This window comes from Ensifer soli, from assembly GCF_041928815.1.
Lineage (GTDB): Bacteria > Pseudomonadota > Alphaproteobacteria > Rhizobiales > Rhizobiaceae > JBHFEI01.
The window spans coordinates 1-19,019 of sequence record NZ_JBHFEI010000007.1 but is presented as its reverse complement, the minus strand read 5'-3'; the positions used below and the strand labels follow the sequence as shown (position 1 = coordinate 19,019).

Annotated in this window: 15 protein-coding genes; 9 read left to right on the top strand and 6 right to left on the bottom strand. The window is 67.7% G+C overall.

What is annotated here, in order from left to right; translation table 11 throughout:
- Positions 1-46 precede the first annotated feature (46 nt).
- Together ACEVQ6_RS11990 and ACEVQ6_RS11985 are read right to left on the bottom strand one after the other, a co-directional pair.
- Positions 47-1,477 carry an NAD(P)(+) transhydrogenase (Re/Si-specific) subunit beta gene (locus tag ACEVQ6_RS11990; protein ID WP_374889466.1) on the bottom strand — a complete coding sequence of 477 codons (1,431 nt, stop codon included), beginning with the start codon at positions 1,475-1,477 and terminating at the stop codon, positions 47-49.
- Positions 1,478-1,495: 18 nt separating this feature from the next.
- Positions 1,496-3,070, bottom strand: coding sequence for a Re/Si-specific NAD(P)(+) transhydrogenase subunit alpha (locus ACEVQ6_RS11985; protein ID WP_374889222.1), 1,575 nt, complete (start codon positions 3,068-3,070; stop codon positions 1,496-1,498).
- 407 nt (positions 3,071-3,477) lie between these two features.
- On the opposite strand from ACEVQ6_RS11985, the gene repA reads away from it, so the two are divergent.
- From repA to repC, 3 genes are all read left to right on the top strand, one after another.
- Complete coding sequence (gene repA, locus ACEVQ6_RS11980) at positions 3,478-4,689, top strand: plasmid partitioning protein RepA (protein WP_374889221.1); 1,212 nt, start codon at positions 3,478-3,480, stop codon at positions 4,687-4,689.
- Between the two features lie 99 nt (positions 4,690-4,788).
- Entirely contained in the window at positions 4,789-5,799 is a 1,011-nt protein-coding gene (gene repB, locus ACEVQ6_RS11975) for a plasmid partitioning protein RepB (RefSeq protein WP_374889220.1), read from the top strand.
- A gap of 216 nt (positions 5,800-6,015) precedes the next feature.
- A complete protein-coding gene (repC, locus tag ACEVQ6_RS11970) occupies positions 6,016-7,284 on the top strand; it encodes a plasmid replication protein RepC (protein WP_374889219.1) in 1,269 nt (422 codons plus the stop codon).
- A gap of 116 nt (positions 7,285-7,400) precedes the next feature.
- On the opposite strand, the gene ACEVQ6_RS11965 is transcribed toward repC, so the two are convergent.
- Positions 7,401-7,760 carry a NifU family protein gene (locus tag ACEVQ6_RS11965; protein WP_374889218.1) on the bottom strand — a complete coding sequence of 120 codons (360 nt, stop codon included), beginning with the start codon at positions 7,758-7,760 and terminating at the stop codon, positions 7,401-7,403.
- Entirely contained in the window at positions 7,757-8,755 is a 999-nt protein-coding gene (locus tag ACEVQ6_RS11960) for an amidohydrolase family protein (protein ID WP_374889217.1), read from the bottom strand. The genes ACEVQ6_RS11965 and ACEVQ6_RS11960 overlap by 4 nt, the downstream gene beginning before the upstream one ends.
- 262 nt (positions 8,756-9,017) lie before the next feature.
- Between ACEVQ6_RS11960 and ACEVQ6_RS11955 the strand changes: the two genes are divergently transcribed.
- The 3 genes from ACEVQ6_RS11955 to ACEVQ6_RS11945 all read left to right on the top strand — a co-directional run bounded on the left by ACEVQ6_RS11955 (position 9,018) and on the right by ACEVQ6_RS11945 (position 13,205).
- A complete protein-coding gene (locus ACEVQ6_RS11955) occupies positions 9,018-9,617 on the top strand; it encodes a DUF6875 domain-containing protein (protein WP_374889216.1) in 600 nt (199 codons plus the stop codon).
- Positions 9,618-9,620: 3 nt separating this feature from the next.
- The gene (locus ACEVQ6_RS11950) at positions 9,621-10,856 is read left to right on the top strand and encodes a GNAT family N-acetyltransferase (RefSeq protein WP_374889215.1); all 1,236 of its coding nucleotides are present in this window, start codon (positions 9,621-9,623) and stop codon (positions 10,854-10,856) included.
- Between the two features lie 114 nt (positions 10,857-10,970).
- Positions 10,971-13,205 (top strand): heavy metal translocating P-type ATPase, encoded by a 2,235-nt coding sequence (locus ACEVQ6_RS11945; RefSeq protein ID WP_374889214.1) that lies wholly within the window; start codon positions 10,971-10,973, stop codon positions 13,203-13,205.
- A 171-nt stretch (positions 13,206-13,376) separates the two neighbouring features.
- Here the strand turns inward: ACEVQ6_RS11945 and ACEVQ6_RS11940 are convergent, their stop codons facing one another.
- Positions 13,377-14,321 carry a phosphotransferase gene (locus ACEVQ6_RS11940; RefSeq protein ID WP_374889213.1) on the bottom strand — a complete coding sequence of 315 codons (945 nt, stop codon included), beginning with the start codon at positions 14,319-14,321 and terminating at the stop codon, positions 13,377-13,379.
- Positions 14,318-15,262 (bottom strand): phosphotransferase family protein, encoded by a 945-nt coding sequence (locus tag ACEVQ6_RS11935; RefSeq protein ID WP_374889212.1) that lies wholly within the window; start codon positions 15,260-15,262, stop codon positions 14,318-14,320. Before ACEVQ6_RS11935 ends, ACEVQ6_RS11940 begins: the two co-directional genes overlap by 4 nt.
- 266 nt (positions 15,263-15,528) lie before the next feature.
- Between ACEVQ6_RS11935 and ACEVQ6_RS11930 the strand changes: the two genes are divergently transcribed.
- From ACEVQ6_RS11930 to ACEVQ6_RS11920, 3 genes are all read left to right on the top strand, one after another.
- Positions 15,529-16,929: an amidase gene (locus ACEVQ6_RS11930; RefSeq protein ID WP_374889211.1), complete on the top strand. Its 1,401-nt coding sequence runs from the start codon at positions 15,529-15,531 to the stop codon at positions 16,927-16,929.
- 15 nt (positions 16,930-16,944) lie between these two features.
- Positions 16,945-18,210: a Zn-dependent hydrolase gene (locus ACEVQ6_RS11925; RefSeq protein ID WP_374889210.1), complete on the top strand. Its 1,266-nt coding sequence runs from the start codon at positions 16,945-16,947 to the stop codon at positions 18,208-18,210.
- Positions 18,211-18,303: 93 nt separating this feature from the next.
- Positions 18,304-19,019, top strand: a 716-nt coding sequence (locus tag ACEVQ6_RS11920; protein WP_374889209.1) for a DMT family transporter, incomplete at its 3' end; no start/stop codon positions are given.

The following is a 19,019-nucleotide window of genomic DNA, read 5'->3' as shown; positions in this document are numbered from 1 at the left end:
TAAGCCAAAGGCCGGCGCCGGGGCGAGCAGAGGCGCCGGCGGGGTCTCAGAGGAGCGGCAGCAGCTGGTCGATGCTCTTCTTCGCGTCGCCGTAGAACATCCGGGTGTTGTCCTTGTAGAAGAGCGGGTTCTCGATGCCCGAATAGCCGGTGCCCTGGCCGCGCTTGGAGACGATGACCTGCCTTGCCTTCCACACTTCGAGGACCGGCATTCCCGCGATCGGCGAGTTTGGATCCTCCTGCGCGGCCGGATTGACGATGTCGTTGGAGCCGATGACGATGACGACGTCGGTTTCGGGAAAATCCTCGTTGATCTCGTCCATCTCCAGGACGATGTCGTAGGGGACCTTGGCTTCGGCGAGCAGCACGTTCATGTGGCCGGGCAGCCGGCCGGCGACCGGATGGATGGCGAAGCGCACCGTCTTGCCGGCCGCGCGCAGCTTGCGCGTCAGTTCCGAGACCGACTGCTGCGCCTGCGCCACCGCCATGCCGTAACCGGGCACGATGATGACGCTGTCGGCGTCGTTCAGCGCCGCGGCCACCCCGTCGGCGTCGATGGCGACCTGTTCGCCGGCGATCTCCATCTGCGGTCCGGCCGTCGCGCCGAAGCCGCCGAGGATGACGGAGACGAAGGAGCGGTTCATCGCCTTGCACATGATGTAGGAGAGGATCGCGCCGGACGAGCCGACCAGCGCCCCGGTGACGATCAGGAGGTCGTTGCCGAGCGTGAAGCCGATCGCGGCGGCCGCCCAGCCGGAATAGGAATTCAGCATCGACACCACCACCGGCATGTCGGCGCCGCCGATGCCCATGATCAGGTGATAGCCGATGAAGAGGGCGGCAAGCGTCATCAGGACGAGGGTCCAGGCGCCGGCGCCGTTGACGTAGAGGATCAGCAGCAGGAGCGAGAGCAGCGCCGCGCCGGCATTGAGGACGTGCCCGCCGGGCAGCTTCTTCGCCTTGCCGTCGACCTTGCCGGCAAGCTTGCCGAAGGCGACGACCGAGCCGGTGAAGGTGACGGCGCCGATGAAGACGCCGAGGAAGACCTCGACCCTCAGGATCGACAGCTCGACCGCGTCCTTGTGGGCGAGGATCGCCGCGAAGCCGGTCAGCCCGGCGCGGGCGGCGGCGTCGAGGCCTGCCACATCCGCCGCCTCGATATGGGCGTTGAAGCCGATGAACACGGCCGCGAGCCCGACGAAGGAATGTAGCGCCGCGACGAGCTGCGGCATTTCCGTCATCTGGACCCGTCCGGCGACGCGATGGCCGACGAGCGCGCCGCCGGCGATCATCACCGCGACGATGAGCCCGTTGCCGACATCGGGTCCCGATACGGTGGCGGCGACGGCGAGCGCCATGCCGGTGATGCCGTACCAGACCGCGCGCTTGGCGCTTTCCTGGCCGGAGAGCCCGCCGAGCGACAGGATGAAGAGGATGGCGGCCGCGATATAGGCGGCCGATACGATACCGATCGTCATCATGGATGTCTTTCCCGATCAGGACTTCTGGAACATGGCGAGCATGCGCCGGGTGACGAGGAAGCCACCGACGATGTTGATGGTTGCGATCAGCACGGAGAGCGCGGCCAGCACGACGACGAGCCAGTTGCCGGAACCGATCTGCAGCAGGGCGCCGAGAATGACGATGCCTGAAATCGCGTTGGTCACCGCCATCAGCGGCGTGTGCAGCGAATGGCTGACGTTCCAGATCACCTGGAAGCCGACGAAGCAGGCGAGCACGAAGACGACGAAATGGCTCATGAAGGCGGCCGGTGCGACGGCGCCGACGGCGAGCAGCAGGGCCGTGCCGAGGACGAGCAGGCCGACCTGCGCCTTGGTCGCGGCGCGGAAGGCGGCGGTTTCGGCGGCGCGCTTCTCCTCCGGCGTCGGCTCCTTCACCTTCTCCTTCGGCTTCTGGGCGGCAATCGCCGCGATCTTCGGCGGCGGCGGCGGATAGGTGATCGCGCCTTCGAAGGCGACCGTCGATCCGCGGATGACGTCGTCGTCCATGTTGTGGACGATCGTGCCGTCCTTGCCCGGCGTCAGGTCCGCCAGCATGTGGCGGATGTTGGTCGCGTAGAGTGCGGAGGATTGCGCCGCCATCCGGCTGGGGAAATCGGTATAGCCGATGACGGTGACGCCATTGTCCGACACCACCTTCCGGTCGGCGACGGTCAGGTCGCAGTTGCCGCCGCGCTCCGCGGCGAGGTCGACGACGACCGAGCCGGGTTTCATCGCGGCGACCATGTCGGCAAGCCAGAGTTTCGGCGCGTCGCGGCCGGGAATCAGCGCCGTGGTGATGACGATGTCGATGCCGGGCGCGAGCTCGCGGAATTTCGAAAGCTGCTTTTCGCGGAATTCCGGCGAGGAGGGGGCGGCATAGCCGCCGGTCGCCGCGCCGTCCTGCGCCGGGCCGTCGAAGTCGAGGAAGACGAATTCAGCGCCCATCGATTCGATCTGCTCGGCAACCTCGGGGCGCACGTCGAAGGCATAGACTTGTGCGCCGAGCGAGGTGGCGACGCCGATCGCCGCCAGGCCCGCGACGCCCGCGCCGATGACGAGCACTCTCGCCGGCGGCACCTTTCCGGCGGCCGTGACCTGGCCGGTGAAGAAGCGGCCGAAATGGTTGCCGGCCTCGATCACCGCGCGGTAGCCGGCGATGTTCGCCATCGACGACAGGGCATCCATTTTCTGGGCGCGAGAAATCCGCGGCACCATGTCCATGGCGACGACGGTCGCGCCCGTCGCCCGGGCGTCTTCGAGGAGTGCGCCGTTCTGGCCGGGATAGAAGAACGAGATCAGCGTCTTGCCGGGCCCGAGCCGCGCAAGCTCGGAGGGCTCCGGCGGCCGCACCTTAGCGATGACGTCGGCTCCGGCGTAAAGCGCGGCCGCGTCCTCAACCACCGTGACGCCGGCCGCGCGGTAGGCCTCGTCCGAAAAGCCGGCCGGCGCGCCCGCGCCCGCCTCGACAAGGCAGGCATGCCCGAGCTTCTGCAACTGCACGGCGCTGTCCGGCGTCATGGCGACGCGGGCCTCGCCGGCGAAGGTTTCCCGCGGCGTTGCGATCTTCATGAATGTCTCCGTCTGAAGCGGCGGGCCTCGTGCCGATGGCGAGAGGCCGGAAGGGCGAGAGAAAAGGTCCGGTGGGGGAGGAAACGTTGCCTGCGCAGGGCTGGCCGCGTCATCCGGGCGAAATCAAAGGCAAAGGACGCGTGTGTCTGCGGTCAATCATCGGCGCAGGCCTCCCCCGGCTCCCGTGGCGCATCCGCCGCGCCTCCCGCACGCCAGATGCGTCCCTCGCTTAAAGGAGACAGGCGATCGCCGCAATCCTCCTCAGGTGCCGGACGACATGAAATGTCGCAACCGCGTGCTTGAAGGGGCGCGCGCAAGCTGTCGCTTGTCACCGGTCGAGAATCGGACATAATGACGGTTGTGCGGCCGCATTCGGCCCAAAATCGTTATTTCGGATCTTTCCCTCGATGAACGCTTATTCGCCCCCGTCGCTGATGACATTCGAGGACCAGATCCTCGAACAGGGCGATCTCATCTCGAAGAAGCTGCACCTCCTCAGCCTACAGCGCTTTCCGCCGAACGCCAAGAAAGGGCTGCGCCCGTTCACGCTGGCGGAGGCGGCGGATTTCATCGGCATTTCCCAGAGCCATCTGAAGAAGCTGCATCTTGAGGGAAAGGGGCCGCTGCCGCAGACCTCGGCCTCCGGTCGGCGCAGCTACACGGCGCAGCAGATGCTGGACCTGCGCCGCTATCTCGACCAGCATGGCCGTTCCGAGACGCGGCAATACGTGCCGCACCGGAAGGCGGGGGAGAAACTCCAGGTCATCGCGGTCGTCAATTTCAAGGGCGGCTCCGGCAAGACGACGACGGCCGCCCATCTGGCGCAGTACATGGCGCTGACCGGCCACCGCGTTCTGGCGATCGATCTCGATCCGCAGGCGTCGCTCTCCTCGCTGCACGGGTTCCAGCCGGAACTCGACCTGACCGGATCGCTCTACGAGGCGATCCGCTACGATGCCGAGCGCAAGCCGATGGAAACGGTAATCCATCCGACGAATTTTCCCGGTCTCGATATCGTCCCCGCCAATCTGGATCTCCAGGAATACGAGTACGACACGCCGCTCGCGATGTCGCAGCCGAATGCGACCGCCGGGAAGACCTTCTTCACGCGGATCGAATCCTGCCTCAAGCAGGTGGACGACCGCTATGACGTCGTGGTCATCGACTGCCCGCCGCAACTCGGCTACCTGACGATCACGGCCCTGACGGCGGCGACCAGCGTGCTGATCACCATCCATCCGCAGATGCTCGACGTGATGTCGATGGGCCAGTTCCTGCTCATGCTCGGCGGCATCCTGAAGCCGATCCGGGCAGCCGGTGCCGAAGTCAACCTTGAGTGGTATCGTTACGTTGTTACCCGCTATGAACCGACCGATGCGCCGCAGGCGCAGATGGTCGGTTTCATGCAGACGCTGTTCCATCCGTTCATGCTGAAGCAGCCCATGCTGAAATCGACGGCGATCTCCGATGCCGGCATCACCAAGCAGACCATGTACGAGATGGACCGGGGCCAGATGACCCGGTCGACCTATGACCGCGTGATGGACTCGCTGAACGCCGTCAATGCGGAGGTCGCGAGCCTCGTCCACAGATCCTGGGGGCGCGGCGTTGTCGGCTGACAAATTCGACGATTTCCGGAAGTCTGCCAAAGGCTTGCGCTGCCCGGGCCGTAAGCGGACGGCCGCGTCCCGTGTCGTGTGCGGAAGGGAGGACAGGCCTTGGCGCGCAAGAACCTTCTGACCGGGCTCGCCGAAAGCGCCGATGCTCCGGCCGCGGCCTATCCGATGCGCGGCGCGTCGAAGACCATGGTGCGCTCGATCGGCGAGCTCGCCCGCCAAGCCGAGCAGCTTCTCGAAGGCGAGACGATCGTCGAGCTTGATCCGACGACGATCGAGGCCTCCTTCGTCAGCGACCGGATGGGCGAGGATGCGGAGGGGATCGCGGATCTGCGGCAGGCGATCGAGGAGCACGGCCAGACGTCGCCGGTGCTCGTCCGCCCGCACCCGGACGGTTCGGGGCGCTACCAGGCGGTCTTCGGCCATCGGCGCATCCGCGTCGCGGCCGCGCTCGGACGGCCCGTGCGTGCCGTCATCAAGACGATGGACGACCGCGCCCATGTGATCGCGCAGGGTCAGGAGAACTCGGCGCGGGCGGATCTTTCCTTTGTCGAGCGGGCGCTGTTTGCCGCCCGCCTCGACGCGCTCGGCTACGACCGCTCCGTGATCCTGTCGGCGCTGGCGACCCATGCCGCCTCGCTGTCGAAGATGCTGACGATCGTCGCGCGCATCCCGGCGGATGTCATCCTGGCGATCGGCCCGGCGCCGTCGATCGGCCGCGAGCGCTGGATGGAACTGTCGTTGCTGGCCGGCCGGCCTGCGAACGCGGAGGTGTTGAAGGCGCTGATGTCCGAGCCGGGCTTTGCCGCAAGGGAGAGCGACGCCCGGTTCACGGCCGCTCTGGAGGCGTTGAAAACGCCCGGACGCCCGGTGCGAAAGCAGGCCCCGGCGGGAACCCAGTGGCTGCCGGCGGACGGTCGCGTGGAAGGACGGATCAAGGCCGCCGCCGGACGGTTCACCCTGTCGCTGAGCGCGCGTGACGGCCATGCCTTCGGCCGCTTTCTCTCCGATCATCTCGATGAATTCTATGCACTTTTCCGGGAGGGAAAGGACGATCGCGACAGTGGCCGGCCGCCCGGAAACCCAGTACCGCCGGACCGGTCCGGCGGATAGGCAAGCCTTGGCCCCTGCCCCTGGCGGGAGCCGGTTCTCACAAGGATCAAAACAGGAGACTGAACCGCAAAAGAAAAAAGCCCCCGAACGTTGCCGTTGCGGAAGCCTTTCTCATGTCTAGCAACCACGAGAATTTCATGTCCGCGAATCACTGTCAAGAGTCGTGGCGCCGTTTTGGCGGATAGATTTCTTTTGCCTCGAAGAAGGTGAAGGACAATGGAGTTCCATACGGTGACGACGCCTTTCGGGCGGCGTGCCATGACGCTTGGCATGTTCAGGACACAGGCCGAGGCGCAGACGCTCGCGCCGGATGCGGAGATCGACAAATGGGTGCTGTTTCGCGCGTTGTGCGAGGCGAAGCCGGCGCTCGGCGTGACGGACCGGGCGCTCGCCGTGCTGAACGCGCTTTTGAGTTTCCATCCACAGCAGGCGCTGCGGGCAGGCGAGGGGCTGGTCGTCTTCCCGTCGAACGTCCAGCTCTGCCGGCGTGCGCATGGCATGGCGCCGACGACCCTCCGGCGCCACCTCGCAGCGCTGGTCGAGGCGGGCCTGATCATTCGCCGGGACAGCCCGAACGGCAAGCGCTATGCGCGGCGCAACGGTGACGACGCGATCGGCGAGGCCTTCGGCTTCTGCCTGTCGCCTCTGCTCGCCCGCGCCGACGAGATCCGCGCCATGGCCGCGGCGCTGGAGGCGGAGCGTCTCGCGTTGATGCATCTTCGCGAGCGGCTGTCGCTCTGCCGGCGCGACATCGGCAAGCTTATCGCTGCGGCCATGGAGGCAGAGCTGCCCGGCGACTGGGACGTGTTTTATCTGCGCTATCGTGACCTTGCCGCAGCGATCCCGCGAAAGGCCGAAGCCGACCGGATCGTCGAATGCCTCTCGCGGGCCGAAACGCTGCGGTCGGACGTCGTCAAATGCTTCGATTTGCAACTTAAACCAGAAAAAAAGAACGGCAATGACGGCCAAAATGGGCTGCACAAACAGAATTCAAAACCAAACATCCATCATGAATCTGAACTTTGCTTCGAGAAAAGCAAAAGCGAGACGGCTGGCGCTGAAACGGAAGGAGAGGAGCCAGGCGGCAAAGGTGGCGAGAAAACTGCCTCGCCTTCGGTTGACGACGGCAAGGCGGCGGTGCCGCTCGGCTTCGTGCTGCGCTCCTGCCCCTCGGTTGCCGATTACGGGCCGGCCGGCGCGGTGCAGAGCTGGCGCGACCTGATGAGCGCCGCAGTGACCGTCCGCTCGATGCTCGGGGTCAGTCCGTCGGCCTATGAGGAGGCATGCGCGGCGATGGGGCCTGAAAACGCGGCCTCCGTGGTCGCGTGCATTCTCGAGCGGTCCGGCCAGATCCAGTCGGCGGGCGGATATCTGCGGGCCCTGACAGCGCGGGCGCGAAACGGAACCTTCTCGGTCAAGCCGATGCTTCATGCGCTGGCGCGCGGCCGGATCACGGGGCGAGGGGAGGGAGCGGCGCGGTGTTGAGCGAGATGGCTGCGATCAGGCGGCCGGAAGAATTGCTTGACGCGGACGGAAGCGAAGCCCGGGTGACGAGCGGTCTCCTCCCCGCGACCTTCGGCGGGCAGCGGGGAGGGGTGGCCTCAGCACAAAGGGAGAACGGCCTCCGACGCCGGCTGCAGCGCGCCCGAGACGCAGGAACCGCCATCGTCGAAGGGGCGCGATCCCGACAGGCGCGCGATCCGCGCCAGCGCCCGCCGGTCGGCATGGACCTGCGGGCAGCGGACGTCGCGAACGCCGGGGACGGCGAGAAGGTGGCTGCGGATCGGGCCGACATAGGTCATCGCCATGTTCGGACAGGCCTTGCAGGCGCCGACGAGGCGCAGGGTCACGACGCCGTCTTCCGAAAGCGACTCCAGCACGACGTCGCCGCCATGGCCGAGGATCAGCGGGCGCAGGCGGGCAAGCGCCGCCTGCAGTGCCTCGGGATCAACCGCGCTCATGCCGCAAGCCCCAGGGCCTGCTTCTTCGCTTCGAGATCGATCCCGAGGCCGCGGGCGAAGGACTTGCCGAGGATGTTTTCCTTCATCTCGCGGGTGATCGCCGGATAGCCGTAGCGATCCTGCAGTTCGTCCGGCATTTCGAGATTGGCGAGCGTATCGATATAGGTCTGTACATGCGGGAAGATGAAGGCTTCCGAGCCGTAGCAGATGCGCTCGGACCCGACATAGAGCAGCGCTTCGCCGAGACGCGACAGCATCTTCCACGGTTGCAGGTAATACTGGTTGAACCAGAGCGGCAGGATCAGGAACATGTTGTCGAAGCGGCTGGCGATCGAGATCGTCTCGTCGACATAGGGATCGCCGAGATGGTGGACGCCGAAATTGAGCTCGGGGAAATCGGCCGCCGCATATTGCAGGTCGTTCGGCCGGAAGGCCTCGACAGGCCCGAGCTCCAGCGGAAAACCTTTATGGAACTGCACCATCTTCACGCCGAGCTCCTGCGCCTTCTCCCAGAGCGGATAGGCGATATCACGGTCGTCGGCCCGCCAGGCGCAGCCGCGCGACTGGTACTGGTAGAACTTGAAGCTGACGGCGCCGAGCTCGTGCACCTGCCGCTCCATCTCCTTCAGCGCCGGGCCGAGGCCGTGGTAGACGGGATCGACGCCGCCGGTCAGCACGATGCGGGCGGGGTCCTTCTGCGCCAGCGCGTGGCTGAGCTCGACCGGGCCGAGCCCCGCGCGCCAGTGGGAAAAGAGGGGTACCGAGCAGGCGCAGGCCATGTCCGTGTCGGACCTGCCGAACAGCATGTCCATGCCCCAGTCGAGGTCGGGATCGGAGAATGTCTCCGTTTCCGGTGGAGGCCCCTTGCGGCCCATCAAATTGATGAAGCCGGTCAACTGGTCGCGCAGGATGCGCACGCGCCGGCCGTCGCTGCCGGGCTTGATCTGGCCGTCGCTGAAATCCTGGCAGTGGACCGCGGCATCGAATACGAACATTCCGTCTTTCATGAAGCTTCCTTTCCGGGCATGCCCAAGACGGGGAAAGACTAACATGGCCGCAGGACGGCATTTTTTCGCTTTTTCCGAAGACTGTCTTCAGCGTGGCGGAAGACGGAAGACAAGAGCCATATCGCCCGATCGGAGCAATTCGGCCGACCTGCGCAACCAATTGGCAAGGCCTCGGCCCTATGGTCGCAGCAGACGCGGCGTTCGGATGATCGGCATGGACGGACGAGAAACAGGGGCTGAAACCGCATTCGTGAGCGTCGCTCAGGCGCGGGCGCTGACGGCGCATGGCGCGCGCGACGACATGGCCGTCCATCTCGACTGGATCGAAACCTACCTGATGCAGGGCCATCCGGATCTCGGCCGTCCGGGAGCCGTCTGCCCTTTCACCCGGCAGGCGGCGCGGCTCGACACCGTGCGCGTCGCCATCTCCCGCATCGACCCCGAGGACGACAGCGCGGCGCTTGCCCTGGTACGGCGATCCTTCGCCGAACTCGACGCGATTGCCTGCAAGCCCGGAATGGAGCATTTCCGCACCGTGATCATCGGCTTTCCCCGCTGCGGCACGGCAGAGGGCGTCGCCATGCTGAAGGCGGTGCAGCGCGCCCATCGCTTCCATTCGCTGCGGCGCGGCCGGATGATCGGCCTGATGCATGCGCAATCGGAAGACGAGGGCCTGTGGAACAAGGCGTTCAGGCCGCTGCGCGCGCCGATGCCCGTATTGGCCGTCCGTCACATGGTCGAGCAGGACGCGCCGTTCGCGGCCCTTCATCCGGCGCTGATGCTCGCCTATCTCGGCCGTTATCCGCTGAAGGGCACGCGCCGGCTGATCGGCCACTGGCGCGGGCGCTGAGCGATGCCGGCCCGTGCGCTCCCGGTTCTTGAGGCGGATGCGGCGCCGGCCGCCGCGCCGGACTGCCGGATCGCCGTCGCGCGAGGTCTCGCGGCCTTCCTCGGGCTGAAGGACGCCTGGGACGACCTCCATCGGCGCGCGGCCCTGCCGCATCAGGTCTTCCAGTCGCCGGGTTTCCTCGCGCACTGGATACGCCATTATCCCGGCGCCGGGGAGATCGTCCTCGTCACCGGCACGATCGATGGCCGGCTGGCGATGGTCTGGCCGCTCATGCTCACCCGACGGTTCGGCATCGCCAGACTGACGATCATGGGCGCGCCGGTGGCGCAGTTCTTCGACGTCCTTGTCGAGGAGGGGCCCGAGGCGGCGCGGCTGCTCGCCGGGGGATGGCAGGCGGTGGAGCGGCTCGGCGCCGATGTCTTCGTCGTGCATCACCTGCGCGCGGATACCCGGCTTGCGACCCTGGCGGGGATCCGCCGGTCGGCCGGTCCGGCGGCGACGACCGCGCCCTTCGCCGACCTGTCGCTGCGCGTCAGCGGCGGCGAGCCCGGTCCCGCCTATTCCGCACGCGAGCGGTCGAACCATCGCCGCCGGCTGCGCCGGCTCGCCGAGCAGGGCAGCGTCGCGCTGGAGGCGATTGCGCCCGGAGAGGCGGCGGCGGCGCTGGCCGCCGAGGCGGTGCGGTTCAAGACGCGGTCGCTGCTGCGCAAGACGGTCTGGTCGCCGGCGGTGATGAGCCCGCGCTTCGCCGCCTTCTTCGAGGCGCTGGCGCGCGACCCTTCCTCACCGCTGCGCGTGTCGGCGATCCGCTGCGACGGCCGCGCGATCGGCATCGAACTCGCGCTCGACTGGGGCGGGCATGCCTTCGGCCATGTGCTCGCCACCGATCCGGATTTCCCCCTCGACGGGATCGGCTGCCTGTTGATCCATCACACCTTCGCCTGCGCCGCGCGGCGCGGGGCAAGGGTGTTCGAACTGATGGCCCCCGCCGATCCCTACAAGCTGCACCATGCCGACGGACGGACGGAGGTCTTCGACGTCGCGATCGCGTTCACGACCGGAGGCGCCCTTTACCGCGACGTCTGGCTCCGGCGCGTCGCGCCCTTCGCGCGGCATCTCGTCCGCAATGTCGCAGGCCCGGTTCTGCGCAGCCTTCTCGGCGGCGGGCGGCGGCGGGCCGCCATCCCCGCCGCGGCGCCCGCGCTCTATACGCTCGAGGCTGCGCCCAAGTCGCCCTGACGCGGTCCCGACGTCCGGCATCGCACCGCGCCTGAAGCGATCGTCGCCCGAAATTTCCTCTTGAACCTCCAGCGGCTCGAGGTCGTAGCCTTCCTGAAAGCGAAAGGAAGGACAATGACCGACACACGCAAGACACGCTTCAAGGTCGACGGGATGGATTGCGCCTCCTGTGCGGGGAAGATCGACACGGCCGTGCGGCGCATGCCGGGGGTGGAGGATGTCAGCGTTTCGGTGACTGCCGGAACGATGACGGTCACCCATGCGGCGTCGGGCGACCTCGCGGCGATCGGGGCGAAGCTCAGCGGTCTCGGCTATGCCGCCACGCCGCTCGCATCCGCGCGCGGCGGCTGCGCGCATGATCACCATGCTCATGCGCATGATGATGGTCCGTCGCATCGACAAGAAGACACCGGCACGCGGACGCCGGCCGCCGCGTCGCCGATGGGGCTCCATGGGGATCACCACGGCGCGGGCGGGGAGGGGGCCTGGTGGCGGAGCCGCAAGGGCCGGCTCACGCTTTTCTCCGGCGTCGCGCTGCTGCTCGCCTACGCCCTCGGCCATCTCGTGCCGGCGATCGCCCCCTTCGCCTTCGTCGCGGCGCTTCTGGTCGGACTGATCCCGATCGCGCGCCGGGCCGTCATGGCGGCGCTCGCCGGCACGCCGTTCTCGATCGAGATGCTGATGACGGTCGCTGCGATCGGCGCCGTCGTCATCGACGCGGGCGAGGAGGCGGCCGCGGTCGTCTTCCTCTTCCTCGTCGGCGAACTGCTCGAGGGCGTCGCCGCCGGCAGGGCGCGGCAAAGCATCCAGGCACTGGCGGCGCTGGTGCCGAAGACGGCGCGGCTCGAGGAAAACGGCGTGACGCGGGAGGTGCCGGCGGAGGATCTCGCCGTCGGCGCGCTGATCCTGGTGCGGCCCGGAGACCGGATTCCGGCGGACGGAACGATCATGGACGGGGAGAGCGCGATCGACGAAGCCCCGGTGACGGGGGAGAGCACGCCGGTCCTGAAAGGCGTCGGCGCAGCGGTCTTCGCCGGCACGGTCAATGGCGACGGCGCCCTGCGCGTCCGCGTCAGCGCCGCGGCGGCGGACAATACGATCGCCCGGGTCATCCGGCTCGTCGAGGAGGCGCAGGAATCGAAGGCGCCGACCGAACGCTTCATCGACCGCTTCTCGACCTATTATACGCCCGGCGTCGTGGCGGTCGCCGCGCTCGTCGCGATCCTGCCGCCGCTCCTCGCCGGCGCCTCCTGGAGCGAGTGGGTCTACAAGGGCCTCGCCATCCTCCTGATCGGCTGCCCCTGCGCGCTGGTCATCTCGACGCCGGCGGCGATCGCCGCGTCGCTGTCTGCCGGCGCCCGGCGCGGCCTGCTGCTGAAGGGCGGCGCCGTTCTGGAGCGGCTCGGCGCGCTGACGGCGGTCGCCTTCGACAAGACGGGCACGCTGACGGACGGAAAGCCGCAGGTCACCGACATCATCGCCTTCGACCGCTCCGAAGTCGAGGTGCTGCGCTATGCGGCGGCGGTGGACCAGGGATCGAGCCATCCGCTGGCGCTGGCTGTGCTCGCGCGCGCTGCGGCCGAAGGCGTTAAGATCCCCCCGGCGTCGGCCGCGCGTGCGCTGGGCGGCAAGGGGGTCATCGCCACGGTCGACGGGGAGGCCGTGTTCTTCGGATCGCCGAAGGCGGCGGGCGAGAGAGTGCCGCTGTCCGACGACCGCCTCGCGGCGATCGCGCGGCTGAACGACGACGGCAAGACGGTGTCGGTTCTGCTGGTCGGCGACGTGCCTGCCGGCGCCATCGCCATGCGCGACGAGCCGAGGGCGGATGCGGGCGCGGGCCTCGACGCGCTGCGGGCGGGCGGCATCCGGACGGTGATGCTGACCGGCGACAACCGCCGCACGGCGGCGGCGATCGGGGCGGCGCTTCGCATCGAGGTGCGCGCGGAACTGATGCCGGAGGACAAGCAGCGGATCGTGTCGGAGCTGCGCAGGGACGGCCTCGTCGTCGGCAAGGTCGGCGACGGCATCAACGACGCGCCGGCGCTCGCCGCCGCCGATGTCGGCATCGCCATGGGCGGGGGCACGGACGTGGCGCTGGAGACCGCCGATGCCGCCATCCTGCATGGCCGCGTCGGCGACGTCGCCCGGATGATCGACCTGTCGAAGCGCACGATGCGCAACATCCGCCAGAACATCGCGCTCGCGCTCGGCCTGAAGGCCGTCTTCCTTGTGACGACCGTCCTCGGCGTGACCGGGCTCTGGCCGGCGATCCTCGCCGACACGGGCGCGACCGTCCTCGTCACCCTCAATGCGCTGAGGCTGTTGAGACTGCCGGCGACGCGGCCTTAGGCCGGGAGCCCGGCACTGAAGAGGACGGGCGCGGCACATGGAGCATTTCCAGCCGAAGCGGGATCGCTTCGGCGTCGGAGAATGCGAAAAAAGAAGGATTTGGAGCATTTCCGGCGATCACGGGATCACCGGAAATGCTCCAGGGTGTCGCGCCCGGCAGGTCGGCCGCCGTCAGACGGCGCGCAGCCATCCGTCGAAGCGGGCGTCGAGGAAGAGGTCGCGCGCGCGCATGTATTTCCACACGCCGTATTTCTGGAAATCGAAGTCCCAGTCGTTGAGCTTGCGGCAGACGACGGCCCACGAGGCCCATTTGATGTCGGCGAGCGCCCGGCAGACATAGACGCGGGCGACGAGGTCGCGCCGCAGTTCGCCGTAATACATCTCGATCAGTTCCAGCGTCTTCGGCTCGTCGAAGAACATCTCGCCGAAGAGCACGCCGAGTTCGTAGGCGCGCTCGTTGGTCGAGGCGAATTCGTAGTCGATCAGTTTCATCGGCTTGCCCTGGCCGATGAGGAAGTTGCCGGGCATCGGATCGTTGAAGCAGGAGACGAGGTCGAAGCCGGACGCCGTGAAGGCCGCGCGCGCCTTCTCGTAGTAGTGCATCATCCAGTCGAGGTCTTCCGGCATGTGGGAGCCGAGCGAACGGGCCTGGTCGAGATGCTCGTCGATCAGGTCGAAGATCGTCTTCGTCTGCGACAGTTTCGGGCCGCCATGGAAGGTCTTGTAGAGGTCGAGCACGGCGCTCTGGATCTCCGGACGGAAGAAGTCCGTCGTCGTGCAGGCCGTGTAGCCCTCCAGGAACTCGTGCACTTCCAGCCCGTCGGACGGATCGAAGAAGATCACCTCCGGCGCGATGCCGAGGCTGTGCGCGTTGACGGCCGCCTCGTTCGAGGTAACGCGGTTGATGAAGATCTCCGTGCCTTCGCCGGGGATCTTCAGGAAGTAGTCGCGGCTGTCGCCGTCGATCTGGACGCGCCAGTTGCGGTTGTTGAGGCCGCCGACGAGCATGCCGTAGGTCACGCCCTTGCCCTGCCATTGCGGCACGCGCAGGATCGCCGCCTCGACGTCGCGTTCGTACTGGCTGCGGGCCTCGCCCAGCCGTCTGCGGATGATCATCCGGCCCTCCTGATGCGTTCACCGAAGCGCGGATCGCGGGCGCCCATGCGGGCCCGGACGAAGCGCCAGTTGGAATACTTGTAGAATTCGTTGACCGTGCGCGGCGAAAGGCTCGCCTGGATGGCGGCGATCAGCCCCCAGCGCAGGTCGTCGGCAAGGCCGTAGAAGCGCAGGCGGTTGAAGGCGGTCTCGCCGGCATTGGGGAAAAGCCGGTCGAAGGCGATGCGCGCTTCGGGCTCGAAGGCGAAGGCCTCGACGAAGAAGGAGCCGGCATCCTCGAGCGGATCGCCGTTGCCGGCGCGGTCGAAATCGACGAGCCGGACATCGCCGTCCTTCCACAGGATGTTGGAGATGTTGCCGTCGCCATGGATCGGCGTTTCGGTGAAACCGCCCTTCCCCATCGCGTCGGCGGCGAAGCCGACCATGTCGACCAGCCAGCCGGTGTCGGCCGGAACGGTGACGCCCTTCTCGGTGACGATCGCATGGAGGCGCGCGACGTCCTCGAACACGTTCGCCACGCGTTTCAGCGGTGCTGCGGCGGCAAAGGCACGGCGCTTTTCCATGACCGCGTCGACGAAGGCCGCGTCGTAGCCCTTCTCGAGGCCCGCCACCCGCCAGCCGGCGGCGGAAAGGTCCTCGCTGACGAGGATGCCGTTCTCGACATCGGCGACATGCACCGTCGGCCCGACGCCGAGCGCGCCCGCCTTTTCCGCCGCGTCGAAGGCGGCGGCGACGTCGATGTAGAAGGCCGTGTCCGGATGGATCTGCTTGATGAACAGCGTCGCATCCGTCTCCGTGTCGCGGGCGACAAGCGGGACGCCGTCGACGCCGCGCCAGCTCGGCGAGGCGAGCACGGGGATCGCGGGCTCGATGACGACCGGCCGATCCTCAAAGCCCGGAACCCTGCGGACGGCGGCGAGCCGCCTTGCTTCGTCTTCCATTAGTACCCTCTTCGCTTTTGTTCTTTGGCCGGACCTTCGCACAGGCCACCGTTTCCGTCACGAAGCGATCATGTCTGTCGTTCCACCAATTTTTGATCCCCGCCCGAAAGCCGTCGCGGGGCGGGCGCCGGCCCCGCTATGAGAGGGGCGCGAACGCGTCCGGGAGGGATGCGCGTTGCGCCGCGCCCGACCCGGGCGCCGGCGAGGATCCGAGGCTGACACGGATGGCTGCCGGCGACGGGCGGTCCCGAGATGGAGAGACAGGCATGACCCCGACCGAACTGGCAGAAACAAGCGTGCGCGCGCTGACCGACGGCTTCCGCGACGGCACGCTCTCGCCCGTCGAGGTGCTCGCCGCGACGCTCGACCATGTCGAAGCGACCAATCCCGCCGTCAACGCCCTGTTCTCGATCCGCCCCGAGGAGGCGATGGAGAATGCCAGGGCCTCGGAGGCGCGCTGGAAGGCGGGCAGCCCGCTCGGCATCCTCGACGGCGTGCCGATGACGGTCAAGGACAGCGTGGCGATGAAGGGCTGGCCCTATTACCACGGCATCGCCGCCAACCGGAACGCGCCGCCGTCGAGCTTCGATTCGCCGCCCGCCGCGCGGCTGAAGGAGACGGGCGCGACGATCTTCGCCAAGACAACCATGCCGGATTGCGGCCTGCTCGCCGCCGGCGTCTCCACCATGTTCGGCATCGTCCGCAATCCCTGGGGCCGCGCCTTCAACACCGGCGGCTCGTCGGCCGGCGCCGGCGCCTCGCTCGCCGCCGGCATGGGCTTTCTCTCGGTCGGTTCCGACATCGCCGGCTCGGTGCGCTGCCCGGCCGGCCATTGCGGCCTCGTCTCGCTCAAACCGACGCAGGGCCGCATCCCGCACCTGATGCCGGAATTCATGCGCTCGGCAGGTCCCCTCGGCCGCTCGACCGAGGACATCGCCTTCCTGATGACCGTGCTTTCCGGCTTCGACGAGCGCGATCCCTGGAGTTTCCCCAAGGACGGCACCCAGTATCAGGACCATCTGACGCGCGACGTGAAGGGGCTGAGGATCGGCATCCTCACCGACATGGGGTTCGGCCCGAAGCCGGAGGCGGTCGTCGCCGCCACGGTGGAAGCCGCGGGCAAGGCGCTGGAGGCCGAGGGTGCGATCGTCACCCCCTTCGTCTCGCCGCTGGATTCCGATTGCTACGAGCCGATTGACCGCTGGCTGATGATCCGCGGCTATGCCGAATGGAAGAGCCTGCCGCCGCACGAGGACCATGAATTCCTGCATTATGTGCGCGACTGGTGCCAGCCGGCGAAGGAGATGAGCGCGCTCGACGCCTGGGCGCTGCTCGGCGAGATCACCCGCATGCGGGCGAAGCTGTTTGCCGCCTTCGAAGGCTATGACTACGTGCTGGCGCCGACGCTGCCCGTGGTGAATTTCCCGGCCGAGGAGCCCGGCATGTTCCGCGACAAGCCGCTCGGCCACACCGTCTTCACCGCGATGTTCAACCAGACCGGCCAGCCGGCCTCGTCCGTCAACTTCGCCCTCGACGAGCGCCACCTGCCGATCGGCGTGCAGGTGATCGGCCATCGCTGCGACGATCTCGGCGTGCTGCAGCTCACGAAGACGCTCGAGGACCTGCGCGGCGTCACGATGGACTGGCCGACGGTTCCGCGCGGCTGACGGGAGGACAAGACGATGACCGCGACCCATGACATTCCCGCCGGCTTCGAAAAGCGCTTCGAGACCTTCTCCGAGATCGGCTCCACCGGCGACGGCGGCGTCCACCGCATGGAATCGAGCGCCGCCAACGGCGAGGCCCGCCGCCAGCTCGTCGCCTGGCTTAGGGAGGAAGGCTTCGAGGTCCGTATCGACGGGATCGGCAACATCTTCGGTATCCTCGATCTCGGCGCCGGCGCGGATGCGCCGCTGATCATGGCCGGCTCCCATATCGACAGCCAGCCGATGGGCGGCCGTTTCGACGGCGCCTATGGCGTCATCGCCGGGCTCGATGCCGCGCTTGCCGTGCGCGACCGGCTGAAGGCGGCAGGCACGACGCCCGTCGCCAACCTCGCCGTCGTCGCCTTTTCCGGCGAGGAGGGCGCGCGTTTCTTTACCTTCATGGGCTCGAAGGTCTATACGGGCCAGCTGACGGCCGAGGAGACGCTGGCGCAGCGGGATGCCGACGGCGTCCTCGCCCGCGACGCCATGGAGGCGATCGGCTTCATCGGGACGGACGCGGCCCCGCCCTTCCCCCGCGCCTATGTCGAGCTCCATGTCGAATGCGGCTCCTATCTCGAGGACAAGGGCGTGGCGCTCGGCGTCTTCGACCGCTGGTGGGGCGCGCACAAGCTCGACGTCCATTTCATCGGCGAGACCTCGCATACCGGCCCGACGCCGATGGCGAAGCGCCGCGACGCGCTCTATGCCGCGGCGCAGATGATCACCGGCGTGCGCGGCCTCGCCGATGCCGCGCCGGTCGGCGACCTGCACACCTCGGTCGCGAAGCTGCTCGTCGCGCCGAACTCGCGCAATGTCGTGCCGGATTCGGCGCTCGGCTTCGTCGAGATCCGCTCGATGAAGCCGGAGGTGATGGAGGAGAACGTCGCCAAGCTGATGCCGATCATCGAGACGGCGGCGGCGGTCGCCGGCGTCGGCCACGAGATCGTGCGCGACGACCTGCGCCGTCCCGGCCGTTTCGACGAAGAGCTCGGGCAACTCGCCGATGCGATTGCCGTCGCCAATTTCGGCATCGAACCGATGCACATTGACACGCTTCCCGGCCATGACGCGATCATGATGATGCAGGTGACGCGCTGCCTGATGCTGACCGTGCCGAGTCGGGGCGGCCTCTGCCACCATCCGGACGAATATTCCGACATGGGCGACCTGAAGCGCGGCGCCGCCTGGCTGGCGGCGATCCTCGAGCGCCTCGTCCTCGAGCCGCCGGCGCCGAAGGACTGATCCGGGCGGCCGCGCCAACCGGATGCGGATGGCGGGAATCGCCGGGATGTGGGAAGGCTCGGCGTGATCGCCCCTTCGACGGAGTGTCCTTGCGTGTTCGCGTCCGAAGCCTTCGCCGTCGGAGCCTCGATCTGCATCGCGCTCAGCGCGATGTTCATCGGCGAGCTGAAAGGCCGCGTGCCGCTCCTGCAGCTGACGCGCTGGCAGCTGGTGGCGAGCTTCGCCATGACGGGCCTCGTCTCGCTCGTCCTCGGCGGCTGGCAGACGCTCGGTGTCTGGCAGGCGGGCATGCTCGCCGCTTCGGGCTTCGTCGGGATCGCCGTCGCCAGCACCACCTATTTCGCCGCGATCTATGCCGTGGGCCCGCGCCTGACGGCGTTGCTCTTCTCGCTGTCCGCGCCTTTTTCCCTGGCGCTCGGCTATGCCGTGCTCGGCGAAACGGTCACGCCGGGGCAGGCGGCGGGCGTCGCGCTGGTCCTTGCCGGCATCCTGCTTGCGATCGGCCTGCCGGTGCGGGGCCGAGGACCGGCGACGGCGATCCCCCAGGCCGGCATCGTCTTCGGCGTCGTCACCGCCCTCGGCCAGGCGGCCGGAAGCCTGCTCGCCCGGCCGGCGATGGCGGACGGCGTCGAGCCCTTCACCGCGATGGCGGTGCGGTCCGGCTTCGCCGCGCTCTTCTTCGTCGCCGTGCTCGCGCTTCCCCTAAAGCGGGTCTTGCAAAGGTGTGCAGCGGTTTTGCGAAAAGACACGCGTAAAAACAAAGACCTAAAGCGTACGAGCGAATCTGAAAGATCGCGACACGCTTTAGG